Genomic DNA, 11,370 nt, shown 5'->3' on the forward strand with positions numbered 1-11,370 from the left:
CGTCGACAGCAGATGCAGCAACAGCAAGCGGCTCAGGACCAGCAGCGTCAGCAGCAAGCCCAGCAGGAGCAGGCCCGGCGCCAGCAGCAAGCGCAACAGGAACAGGCAGTGCGCCAACGCCAGGACCCGCAGGACCAGGCCCGTCGCCAGCAGATGCAGCAACAGCAAGCGGCTCAGAACCAACAGCGCCAACAGCAGCAGCAGCAGCAGGAACAGGCGCAGCGGCAACGCCAGGACGCACAACAAGAACAAGCCCGGCGGCAGCAGATGCAGCAGCAACAGGCCCAGCAAGAGCAGGCACGTGGTCAGCAGCAGGCGCAGCAACAAGAGCAAGGCCGACGCCAACAGATGCAGCAGCAACAAGCGCAGCAGGAGCAGCTAAGGCGTCAGCAGGAACAACAGCAGGCCCAAGCCGCCCAGCAGCAGCAACGGCAGGCGCAGCAACAAGCCCAGCAGGCTCAACAACAGGAGCAGGCGCGTCGTCAGCAGCAGATGCAGCAGCAACAACAGGCACAGGCGCAAGCCGTGCAACAACAACGTCAGGCCCAGCAGGAACAGGCGCGCCAGCAGCAGATGCAACAGCAGCAAGCCGCCCAGGCCCAACAACGCCAGCAGCAGGAGCAGATGCAGCGCCAGCAGATGCAACAACAGCAGGCGGCGCAGAACCAGGCGCGCCAGCAACAGCAACAGCAACAGCAACAACAGGAGCAGGTGCGACGCCAGCAGGCGCAACAGCAGCAGCAACAGCAAGCCCAGGCTCAGGCAGCAGCAGCGGCTGCAGCCGCGCATCGCCGCCGCCCGGGCGATCCTCCGGGGCAGCAGTGAACCCGCGGCCACCGCCGCGGGCGCACCACGCGCTACCTCAGTTCTTGCCGATCTCGGTCAGCAGCCGCGTCACGAGGTACAGGCGCGGCACGATCGAATCGACTTCGATGTACTCGTCGCGTGCGTGATAGCCGAAGCCCGCGAGGCCGAAGCTCTCGACCACCGTGGCCTTGCCCGAGCGGCCCGCGAAGCCCGCGTCGGTGCCGCCGCCGGTCATCGGCGTCAGCGCCAGTTCGCGGTCGATTTCCTTGTAGATCGCCTGGGCCTTCTCGGCCAGCGCGCGGCCCTTGGCGCCTGCGACAAACGCCGGGCGGCCCACCTCGACCTTCACCGTGGTCTCGGTGTCGGGAATCAGCTTGCCGCTGGCGATCTTGGCCTGCAGCGCCTCGGTGAGTTTCTTCTCGGCACCGGGTTGGGTGATGCGGATGTCGCCCAGCGCCTGCGCCTTCTCGGTGATCTGGTTGATCGGGCCGGTGGCGCGCGCCACGGTCCAGTTCAGCGTCACGCCGGGGATGTCCTTGGCGAGGTCTTTGGTCTGCAGCATCTGGTACGACAGCTCGTACAGCGCGTTGCGGCCCAGCTCGGGCGCGGCGCCGGCGTGCGCCGCACGGCCCTTCACCTCGAGCGTGGCCTGCGCGATGCCGGCCGCGCCGAGCAGCAGCGACTCGCCCTTGGCCACCGCCTTCGCAGCCGTCGGCTCGAAGGACAGCACCGTGTCGTGCAGATCGGCCGTGGTCGCGATGAGTTCGCCCGAGCCCACCGAGCCCACTTCTTCGTCGGGGTTCACGAGCACCGTGAGCGTGTCGTAGTCGCGCCAGCCCGCGTCGGCCAGGATCTTCAGCGACGCCATCATCACCGCGAGGCCGCCCTTGTCGTCGGCGATGCCGGGGCCGTAGATGCGGTTGCCGTCCACCTTGTAGGGCTGGCTGTTCAGGATGCCGGGCGCGTACACCGTGTCCATGTGGCCCTGCAGCATGATCTTGCGCTTGCCCGTGCCCTTGATCGTGCCGATGACGATGTCGGCACCCGCGCCGGCCGAGGCCTTGCGGCGCTCCGTCTTGAAGCCGGCCGCCTTCAGGCGCCCTTCGATCACGTCGGCCATCTTCATCAGGCCCTCGACGTTCAGGCTGCCCGACTCGATCGACACCATCTCCTTCAGGTTGTCGATGACGGCGGGCTGCGCCTTCTCGGCGGCGGCAAGCAATTTCGCATCGGGAGCCGCTTGCACGGAGGCCGCGGCGCCGAGCGCGAGGCCGCAGGCCAGGGCGACGGAACGCAACGAAAAGAATGCCGAAGTACGCAGGGTCATGAGAGTCTCTTTTCTTGGAGTGATGGATTGGCGGGCGCCAGCATAGCGACAAGGCGGGCGAAGCGGCGCAAATCGGCGACAGTGGCCGGCCGGCGGTTTACAGTGCGCCGCCCCCTCCCACACGCCGCCCCCCGAAGACCATGAGCCTCGCGAACGACGCCAGATTCTGGGACCGCACGTCACGCCGCTACGCGAAGAGCGCCATCGCGGACGAGGCCGGCTACGCGCGCACGCTGGACCGGACCCGCGCGCTGTTCAAGCGGGATGCGCGCGTGCTCGAACTGGGCTGCGGAACCGGCACGACGGCACTGCGGCTGGCGGGCCACGCTCGCGCCTATCTGGCGACGGACATCGCTGAGGGCATGATCGCCATCGCCGAAGAGAAACACGCCGCCGCCCCGATCCCTGGCCTCGCGTTCCGCGCAGCCACTGCCGAGACACTGGCATTGAGCGAAGGCACCTTCGACGTCGTCATCGGCTTCAACTACCTCCACCTGGTCCGCGACCTGCCCGGCACGCTGCGCTGCATCCGCACCCTGCTCGCACCGCAGGGGCTGTTCATCTCCAAGACGCCGTGCCTCGGCGACATGAACCCATTGCTGCGGCTGGCCTTGCTGCCCACGATGCGCGCGATCGGGCTCGCGCCGCACGCCGGTGTGTTTCGGGCGGCGGAGCTGGGCGCGCATCTGCAGGCTGCCGGTTTCGAGGTGCTTGCCACCGAGAACCATGCGACGAAGGGCGGCGAGAACCGCCCTTTCATCGTGGCGCGCAGACAGTGACCTGAGCCGGCCACGCGCTCAGCGCACCACCATCGCCCCGAACACCACGATCAACAAGGCCAGGTAGACCTTGGCGTGGACGCGGTCCGGGATGCGCCCGATCCACAGCGCGGCCACGCGGATGCCGATCCACGAGCCCACCACGAGCGTCGCTGCCGCGCGCACATCGACGTACCCCAGATGCCACGGCCCGAACGAGGGTGTCGAGGTGACTGACAGGGCCACGTAGGTGGCCGTGCCCGCCAGTGCGACCGGTAGCGACAGCGGGTTGGCCATGGCCGTCGCGCGGCTCATCTCGATGCCGCGACGGCGCATGAGGGGCACCGTCATCACGCTGCCGCCGACGCCGAGGAATGCGGCGACCCAACCGATCACCAACCCCGACAGCGCCGTGGCTGTGAGAGAGGGCGTCGTCCTGCGTGTCGCGGTCGGCGAAAGAAAGCCGGGCCGGAGCCAGCAGTCCCCGATGGTCAGCGCCAGATACGCCACAAATGCCCAGCGCAGCCATTCCCCATGGACCGCGGAGGCCGCCAGCGCACCCAGCACCGCACCGGCACCGATCACGCCCAGCAGCGGCCTGACTTGCGACCAGTCGAGCGTCCCTGCACGCTGATGGCGCCACGTGGCGAGCAGCGCGCCGAAGATCATCACGCATGTGGACGTGGCCACCGCGATCTGCATGGCCGACTGCCCGACGGCGCTGTCAGCGGCATTCAGCTGCGACAGCAGTTGATAGAGCAACGGCACCACGACGAAGCCACCGCCGAAGCCGAACAACACGGTGGTCACGCCCGTCAAACATCCGCACACCACCAACAACACATACAGCGACACAAGGCACTCCATCGACACAGAAGCCTTGAGGCTAGAGTTGGAAGGCTTGGCGCGCTTGCGAGCTTCGGTCAACAATATTTGCGTTCCCGCCAACCCTCCGATCTCGCTGTGCGCAACCAATCCCTCGACAGCCTCGACCTCACACCGCGCGCCGTGCTGGCCATCGGTACCGACTACGCGCCGGGCACCGTGCTCGCCATGCACAGCCATCGACGCGCCCAGTTTCTCTACGGTGCAACCGGGCTCATGGAGGTGGGCACGGACGATGGCGCGTGGGTCGTTCCACCGCACAGCGGCGTCTGGATTCCGGCCGGCAAGCCGCACCGGGTGAAGATGGTGGGCGTCAGCACCCGCAGCCTCTACATCGAACCGATGGCTGCACCGCGCGGCGGTTCATCGTGCGAAGTGCTCGCGGTGTCGCCGTTGCTGCGGCAGCTGTTGATCGAGGCCATCGATGTGCCGGCGCTGTACGACGAGCGCGGTCGCGATGGGGTGTTGATGTCGTTGGTGCTGCAGGAGGTCGGCCGCGCCGCCGCATTGCCGTTCTTTGCGCCACTGCCCAGCGATCCACGTCTGGCGGCTTTGTGCATCGCGTTCCTGCACGCGCCCGATGTGCGCACCTCCCCGCTCGCCTGGGCGCAACAACTGCACCAGAGCGAACGCACGTTCAGCCGCTTCTTTCGCCTGCAGACCGGGATGACGTTCGCTGAATGGCGAAGCCAGGCCTGTCTGCTGTCGGCCATGGCCCAACTGGCGATGGGCCATCCGGTGACCACCGTGGCGCTTCAACTGGGCTACGACAGCCCGGGCGCTTTCTCGACGATGTTCCGCAAGAAGCTCGGGCAGAAGCCGTCGGCGTTCATGGCGGCTTGAATGGTTTCCAGCCGCCATGAACCTGTGGCATTCTTTGCCGCGTTGCACGCCGATTCACAGGGAGTGAAACCATGAAGCCTCATCCGCGCAAGCACTGCGCAGCACGGACATGCCACCTCGTCGCATTGGCCTGCGCGACAGCGACCCTGCTAACAGCAGTGCCCACCCAAGCCGCCGACAACTGGACCGAGATCGCCAGCACCCCGCGCAAGAAGGTGCTGCTGCAACACGCGTCGATCAAGCCGCATGGCGATGCCGTGGAAGCGTGGACGCTCTACCGCTACGACGAGCTGCAGACCGACGTCGGCAAGACCCCGTTCCGCACCTCGCGCTATCTCTACGACTACGACTGCAAGGGCGGACGCGAAAAGATGCGCCGCGTGATCAGCCACAACGGCCCGCTGGAAGTGCATGACATCGACCTTGCCCGGCGCAGCGACTGGAAGGCCGTGGGTGGCCCGACCACGGTGAGCGGGATCGTCTTCAAGCGCGTGTGCGCGCTGGCACGTTGACCTGGCGCATGGGGTGCGGCGCCTCCGCTGAAATCGCAAAGGTGCTTCCGAGCAGCGTGGAGGTGGCCTGAGGGCCCCACGTTGCCAGCAGGAATATCCACTGCTACGATGCCCCTTCGCGGGAAAACAGCCTCCCGCACTGCAAAGTAAGACGGTGTCCCGTCCAAGCGCTGGTGACTCACAACGGAGCCTTCCGTGGACACCGCCTTGCCTGACGCACCTCCTGCGCTTTGCGCGCCCCCTCAGCCCATCTCCTTCGCCGAAGCCCTTCGCTTCTGGCTCAAGCTCGGCTTCATCAGTTTCGGCGGGCCCGCGGGGCAGATCGCGATCATGCACACCGAGCTGGTCGAGCGGCGGCGCTGGATCAGTGAGAAGCGCTTCCTGCATGCGTTGAACTTCTGCATGCTGCTGCCCGGCCCCGAGGCGCAGCAACTCGCCACCTACATCGGGTGGCTCATGCACCGCACGCGCGGCGGCATCGCGGCCGGCGCCCTGTTCGTGCTGCCCTCGCTGTTCATCCTGATCGCACTGTCGTGGGTCTACCTGCGCTTCGGCAACGTGCCCGTGGTGGCCGGCATCTTCTACGGCATCAAGCCGGCAGTCGCCGCACTGGTGCTGCACGCGGCGCACCGTATCGGCAGCCGCGCGTTGAAGAACCGGTGGATGTGGGGCATCGCCGCCGCGGCCTTCGTGGCGATCTTCGCGTTCGACACGCCGTTTCCGGCGATCGTGCTGGCGGCCGGCCTCATCGGCCACTTCGGCGCGCGATGGGCGCCCGAGGTGTTCGCGCTCGGTGGAGGCCATGGCAGTGCGCGACAGAGCTACGGCCCGGCGCTGATCGACGACGACACGCCCATGCCGGCGCACGCGCGCTTTTCACGTGCGCGCCTGCTCAAGATTCTGGGCATCGGCCTGGGCCTGTGGCTGCTGGCCATGGGCGTGCTCGTCGCGACCCAGGGTCTGCACGGCACGCTCACGCAGATGGGCTGGTTCTTCACCAAAGCCGCGCTCCTGACCTTCGGCGGTGCCTATGCCGTGCTGCCCTACGTCTACCAGGGGGCCGTCGAGGAATACCACTGGCTCTCGGGCGCGCAGATGATCGACGGGCTGGCGCTGGGAGAGACCACGCCGGGCCCGCTCATCATGGTCGTGGCGTTCGTCGGCTTCGTCGGTGGATGGCTCCAGCAGGTGCTCGGGCCCGACTCGCTGTTCCTCGCAGGGGCGCTGGCCGCGACGGTCGTCACCTTCTTCACCTTCCTGCCCTCGTTCATCTTCATCCTGGCCGGCGGGCCCGCCATCGAGGCCACGCACGGCAGGCTGGGCTTCACCGCGCCGCTGTCGGCGATCACAGCAGCGGTGGTGGGCGTGATCCTGAACCTGGCGCTCTTCTTCGCGTACCACGTGCTCTGGCCGCACGGCTTCGGTGGCCGCTTCGATGCGGTGTCGGCAGTGATCGCCGTGGCCGCGACGCTCGCCCTGTTCCGCTTCAAGGTCGGTGTGATGCCGCTGCTCGGTGCCTGCGCGGCCATCGGGCTGGCGGTCACCTTGTGGCTTCCGCAGCTGCGCTGAAGGAGTCGCCATGGACGCCCGAACTCAAGCCTTGCCCTTCGATCCCGCCACGCTGCGCGGCCTGTCGGAGCGGCTTCTGAACAGCCATCACCAGAACAACTATGGCGGTGCGGTCAAGCGCCTCAACGCCATCCGGGCTCAGCTCGCCACGACATCGTTCGCCTCCACGCCCGGCTTCCAGCTCAACGGCCTCAAGCGCGAAGAGCTCATCGCCAGCAACTCGATGCTGCTGCACGAGCTGTACTTCGCGTCGCTCGGCGGCGACGGCCAGACGATGGAGCCCGCCATGGCGCTTGCACTGGCTGCCAGCTTCGGCAGCGTCGACCGATGGCGCGAAGAGTTCGCAGCCATGGGCAAGGCGCTCGGTGGCGGCTCGGGCTGGGTGCTGTTCACCTTCCAGCCGCGCGAGGGCACGCTGGTCAACCAGTGGGCTGCTGATCACACCCATGCGCTGGCGGGCGGCACGCCCCTCCTGGCGCTGGACATGTACGAGCACGCCTACCACCTGGACCACGGCGCCGCCGCCGGCGCCTATGTCGATGCCTTCATGCAGAACATCGACTGGGCCCCGGTGTATGCGCGCTACCAGCAGGCGGTGCACGCCGCCAGCGAGCCCTTCGGCGCAACGCAGGACGACGTGGCCGGATCGGTGCTGCTCGACGTGCGCCGTGCCGGCGTGTTCGCGCAGGCGGCGTCGATGATCCCCGGCGCCCGCTGGCGCGACCCGGCCGCGGTCGAACACTGGGCGGCCGAGCTCCCGGCCGGCCACGCGCTGGTCGTCTACTGCGTCTACGGCCACGAGGTGGGGCGCAGCACCGCCATGCGGCTGCGCGCCGCGGGCCTGGACGCACGCTATCTGCGCGGCGGCATCGACGGCTGGCAGGCCGCCGGCCGTCCACTCGACCCCAAGCCTGCCGACCCAGGAGCGACGTCATGAAATGGATCACCCGCGAACGCCCGAAGATCGACCGCATCGCCTGCCCGTGGCTGATCCTGCGGTTCATCGACCACGAGGCCGAGTTTCTCTACGTGCCACCGGTCGACGTGCTGCGCACGGCGAAAAGCACCGGTGCCACGCCCTACGACATTCCCGGCGTGGAGATGAGCCACGTCGGAGAGCGCTGCAGCTTCGACGCCTTCCTCGCGAAGTACCGGCTCGCCGAGCCCGCGCTGCACCAGCTGGCCGACATCGTGCGCGGCGCGGACACCTCGCGGCTCGACCTCACGCCGCAGTCGGCAGGGCTCTACGCGATATCGCTGGGGCTGTCGCGCGTGTTCGCCGACGACCAGGCGATGCTGCAGCACGGGCTGGTGATGTACGACGCGCTGTACGCGTGGTGCCACGAGGGCCGCGACGAGACGCACAACTGGCCACCGAAGATGCCGGGTTGAAGCAGGCCGACGGAGGACCTGCGACCACGAAGGGCAACGGCCTCTCTGGTCGGAAGCACGGTAACATTTCGCCCGGCTCCGCCGCACCACCCGGGTCGGACCATCGCGAGGTCTGCGACAACCCAGGGTGTCACCGCAAAACATGGAGCGTCCCGATGTGGAGCATCCTGGCCGACCTTGTCGTCGGCATCTTCGATTTCGTTCTCGATGTCCTGTTGTTCCGAAGCGTGCGCGACAAACGCGGCCACCGAAGGCGCAGCGTGGCGGAAGACAGCTTCGAGGTCGCGCGCTTCGATTTCGTCACGTTGGCGTTCATCACGCTGGTCAGCGTCGGCTTGATGCTGCTCTTGGCGCTCGCATTCGATGTGCCGGCGGGCTGGAGCGTGGGGATCGGCATCACCGTCGGCGCGATCTGGGGTGTCTGGCGGTACGCCCAACTGGTTCGCGAGCGGTGAGCGCATGAAGCACTCAAGAGGGTCGAGGATGCCGGGCATGGGTCGTTTCGCACGCCTGGCCACCGGGCTGTCGATCGCGGCAGCCGCCTTGCTGCTCCCCGGCTCCGCCTTGGCACAGTCCCTCGCCTGCAACGGCTACCTCGTCGGCAAAGGCGCATCGCCCGCGACCTTGCTCCAGACCTGCGGCGAGCCGGTCTATCGGCAGGCGGTCTGCGTGCCGATGGTGCAGCTCGGCTGGGTCCTCTCGCCCTATCGACCGGGCGGTCCCGAAGCGGTGCTGGCCAACCAGTGCGTGCCGATGGAAGAGTGGACCTACGACCGCGGACCGGGCACCTTCTTCGGCATCGTGCGCATCTACAACGGCACGATCGAATCGGTGCGCGATGGCGACCGCGGCCGTTAGGGCGCCAAGGCCAGCCCCTCAGCAAGCCGGAAACGCCCGGCAACATCTCCGGTACCCACTACAGGGGAGGACGCCCGCGAAACGGCGTTGACGACGATGCCTGGCAGGGCCACCATGGCCCATCGTCCCCGTCACGCATGCCCAAACAGGCACGGACTCGCTGGAGCAAGGGAGCAGGCCCGCTCTGCAATGAATGGTCAAGCCATGCACTGTTCAGAGCTTTCAAGGAGTTCCCATGGCTGCCGAAAGCGACAAGGTGTTCGCGGGCTCGATCCCGAAGTTCTACGACACGCTGATGGTCCCTTTGATCTTCGAGGGCTACGCCGTCGACGTCGCAGCGCTGGTCGCTGGGTTCTCACCCAGCGCGGTGCTGGAAACAGCGGCCGGCAGCGGTGCGGTCACGCGGATGCTGGCGCCCCTGCTCGGCGCCGATGCGCGCTACGTGGTCACCGACCTCAACCCGGCCATGCTCGACTACGCCGTCACCCGGCAATCCGCCGACAACCGCCTCGAATGGCGGCAGGCGGACGCGCTCGCCCTGCCGTTCGAGAACGCGTCGTTCGATGTGGTGCTCTGCCAGTTCGGTGCGATGTTCTTCCCTGACCGGGTCGCGGGCTACAGCGAGGCGCGTCGCGTGCTCAAGCCCGGCGGGCGCTTTGTGTTCAGCGTCTGGGACCGCATCGAAGAGAACGCCTTCTCCAACGAAGTCAGCCAGGCCGTCGCCACCGTGTTTCCGGACGACCCGCCGCGGTTCCTCGCGCGCACACCGCACGGCTACCACGATGTCGCACTGATCCGCGAAGACCTGAGCCGCGCGGGGTTCACCGACATCGAGATCAAGACGATCGAGAAACAAAGTCGCTCCCCCTCTGCCAGCGAGGTGGCCATGGCCTACTGCCAGGGAACGCCGCTGCGCAACGAGATCGAGGCGCGCGATGCGAGCCTGCTTCAGCTTGCGACGGACCGCGCGGCGGAGGCGATTACCAGTCGACATGGCGCAGACCCGGTGGCCGGGAAAATCCAGGCGCATGTGATCGTGGCCACGGGTTAGACAGGCGCTACGTCCGCAGAATCTTCTCGATCGCCTTGCCCTTGGCCAGCTCGTCGACCAGCTTGTCCATGTAGCGGATCTTCTGCATCAGCGGGTCTTCGACTTCTTCGACGCGCACACCGCACACCACGCCCTTGATCAGCGCGCGGTTCGGATGCAGCGCCGGGGCCTGCGCGAAGAAGGTCCTGAAATCGTTCTGCTGTTCGATCTGCTGCTGCAACCCCGCCGCGTCGTAGCCGGTGAGCCAGCAGATGACCTGATCGACCTCTGCCTTCGTGCGATTCTTGCGTTCCGCCTTCTGGACGTACATCGGGTACACCTTGGCGAACGGCATCGCGAAAATCTTGTGCTCGGGCATCGTCATTGCTCCTTCATGCTTGGCCGCGGGCGCTCAGCCCTTGCGACCACCCACGGTTTTCTTCGCGGCCACGGTCTTGCGCGCCGGCTTCAACGCCGGCGCCTCGCGCGCCGACTTCATGTGCCCGCTCTCCCCCGAGGTCATGCCCACGATCTTCGCGAGCTGGCGGCTCACGCTCACGTAGGCGTGTCCGAGGCGGCTGTCGAAGTACAGCGAGTCGCCGCGCGCCAGGCGCACCACTTCGCCGTTGTCGAAATGCACATCGATCTCGCCTGACAGCACGTACGCAAATTCTTCGCCGGTGTGCCGCACGAAGTCTTCGGGGCCGTTGATGCGGCGCGCATGCACGGTGCCGACGATGGGGCTCATCTGCTTGCCGGCGGCGGTGGTGCCCAGGAACTCGTAGGCGATCGCCAGCCCCTTGTAGACCACGCCCTTGCCCGCGCGCGTGACGACCGGGCCGTCGAACTGTTCGGGCTTGACGCCGGCGCCCGCGAACATGGCGTTCATGTCCATCTCGAGTGCGCGGCCCAGTGCGGTGAAGTTCTCGTAGCCGAGCGCAAGCTGGCCGCGCTCGGCGCGCGAGATGGTGGTGATCGACACGCCGGAGCGCTCGGCCAGTTGCGCCAGCGTCCAGCCGAAACGCTTGCGCGCGGTGCGCAGGCGATGGCCGAAAGTGGTGCGGTCCAGCGTGGGCGGCTCTTCCTTCGGCTTCGCCCCGGCCCGGTTCCCTGTGTGTGGAGTCACGCTTGGCTTTCTCTAGGTGTGCCGGGTGATTCTGCCAGCCCCGCGCCCGGCCGGCCACGCACGGTGCGATCTTGGCCGGCACGCGTTTTGCGTATGCGCAAATTGCGTGTACGCAAATTTCACCTTGCTGGTGCACCCATGGTTTCCCCTTGGTCGACGCAAATCAATTTGCGTATCCGCAAATTTCTACCTACACTTTTCGGCGATGACAACAAACACAACCACCCCTGTCGTGGCCGACTACCTCGTGATCGGCGGCGGCA

At 67.1% G+C, this 11,370-nt stretch carries 15 protein-coding genes; 9 read left to right on the forward strand and 6 right to left on the reverse strand.

Annotated features, from left to right (window positions below; genetic code table 11):
- The 3 genes from AAG801_RS35620 to AAG801_RS35630 all read right to left on the reverse strand — a co-directional run.
- Nucleotides 1-363, reverse strand: a 363-nt coding sequence (locus AAG801_RS35620) for a hypothetical protein (RefSeq protein ID WP_341892660.1), incomplete at its 3' end; no start/stop codon positions are given.
- Nucleotides 364-378: 15 nt separating this feature from the next.
- Nucleotides 379-750 (reverse strand): hypothetical protein, encoded by a 372-nt coding sequence (locus AAG801_RS35625; RefSeq protein ID WP_341892661.1) that lies wholly within the window; start codon nt 748-750, stop codon nt 379-381.
- A gap of 112 nt (nt 751-862) precedes the next feature.
- Nucleotides 863-2,134 carry a M20/M25/M40 family metallo-hydrolase gene (locus AAG801_RS35630; protein ID WP_341892662.1) on the reverse strand — a complete coding sequence of 424 codons (1,272 nt, stop codon included), beginning with the start codon at nt 2,132-2,134 and terminating at the stop codon, nt 863-865.
- 140 nt (nt 2,135-2,274) lie between these two features.
- Between AAG801_RS35630 and AAG801_RS35635 the strand changes: the two genes are divergently transcribed.
- On the forward strand, nt 2,275-2,913 hold the full coding sequence (locus AAG801_RS35635; RefSeq protein WP_341892663.1) for a class I SAM-dependent methyltransferase: 639 nt from the start codon (nt 2,275-2,277) through the stop codon (nt 2,911-2,913).
- A gap of 18 nt (nt 2,914-2,931) precedes the next feature.
- On the opposite strand, the gene AAG801_RS35640 is transcribed toward AAG801_RS35635, so the two are convergent.
- Nucleotides 2,932-3,840: a sulfite exporter TauE/SafE family protein gene (locus tag AAG801_RS35640; RefSeq protein ID WP_341892664.1), complete on the reverse strand. Its 909-nt coding sequence runs from the start codon at nt 3,838-3,840 to the stop codon at nt 2,932-2,934.
- Between the two features lie 15 nt (nt 3,841-3,855).
- Between AAG801_RS35640 and AAG801_RS35645 the strand changes: the two genes are divergently transcribed.
- From AAG801_RS35645 to AAG801_RS35680, 8 genes are all read left to right on the forward strand, one after another.
- On the forward strand, nt 3,856-4,620 hold the full coding sequence (locus AAG801_RS35645; protein WP_341892673.1) for a helix-turn-helix transcriptional regulator: 765 nt from the start codon (nt 3,856-3,858) through the stop codon (nt 4,618-4,620).
- Nucleotides 4,621-4,778: 158 nt separating this feature from the next.
- Nucleotides 4,779-5,132: a surface-adhesin E family protein gene (locus tag AAG801_RS35650; RefSeq protein WP_341892665.1), complete on the forward strand. Its 354-nt coding sequence runs from the start codon at nt 4,779-4,781 to the stop codon at nt 5,130-5,132.
- Nucleotides 5,133-5,327: 195 nt separating this feature from the next.
- Complete coding sequence (gene chrA, locus AAG801_RS35655) at nt 5,328-6,701, forward strand: chromate efflux transporter (protein WP_341892666.1); 1,374 nt, start codon at nt 5,328-5,330, stop codon at nt 6,699-6,701.
- Between the two features lie 10 nt (nt 6,702-6,711).
- Entirely contained in the window at nt 6,712-7,638 is a 927-nt protein-coding gene (locus AAG801_RS35660; RefSeq protein WP_341892667.1) for a Fe-Mn family superoxide dismutase, read from the forward strand.
- Nucleotides 7,635-8,093, forward strand: a complete 459-nt coding sequence (locus AAG801_RS35665) for a chromate resistance protein ChrB domain-containing protein (RefSeq protein WP_341892668.1) — start codon at nt 7,635-7,637, stop codon at nt 8,091-8,093. The genes AAG801_RS35660 and AAG801_RS35665 overlap by 4 nt, the downstream gene beginning before the upstream one ends.
- 155 nt (nt 8,094-8,248) lie before the next feature.
- A complete protein-coding gene (locus tag AAG801_RS35670) occupies nt 8,249-8,548 on the forward strand; it encodes a hypothetical protein (protein WP_341892669.1) in 300 nt (99 codons plus the stop codon).
- Nucleotides 8,549-8,585: 37 nt separating this feature from the next.
- Entirely contained in the window at nt 8,586-8,951 is a 366-nt protein-coding gene (locus AAG801_RS35675) for a DUF2845 domain-containing protein (protein WP_341892670.1), read from the forward strand.
- 235 nt (nt 8,952-9,186) lie between these two features.
- A complete protein-coding gene (locus AAG801_RS35680) occupies nt 9,187-10,002 on the forward strand; it encodes a methyltransferase domain-containing protein (RefSeq protein WP_341892671.1) in 816 nt (271 codons plus the stop codon).
- Between the two features lie 7 nt (nt 10,003-10,009).
- Here the strand turns inward: AAG801_RS35680 and AAG801_RS35685 are convergent, their stop codons facing one another.
- Complete coding sequence (locus tag AAG801_RS35685; protein WP_341892672.1) at nt 10,010-10,360, reverse strand: DUF2200 domain-containing protein; 351 nt, start codon at nt 10,358-10,360, stop codon at nt 10,010-10,012.
- A gap of 33 nt (nt 10,361-10,393) precedes the next feature.
- Nucleotides 10,394-11,107 carry an XRE family transcriptional regulator gene (locus AAG801_RS35690; RefSeq protein ID WP_101492568.1) on the reverse strand — a complete coding sequence of 238 codons (714 nt, stop codon included), beginning with the start codon at nt 11,105-11,107 and terminating at the stop codon, nt 10,394-10,396.
- Nucleotides 11,108-11,370 lie beyond the last annotated feature (263 nt).

This window comes from Variovorax sp. YR752, from assembly GCF_943372545.1.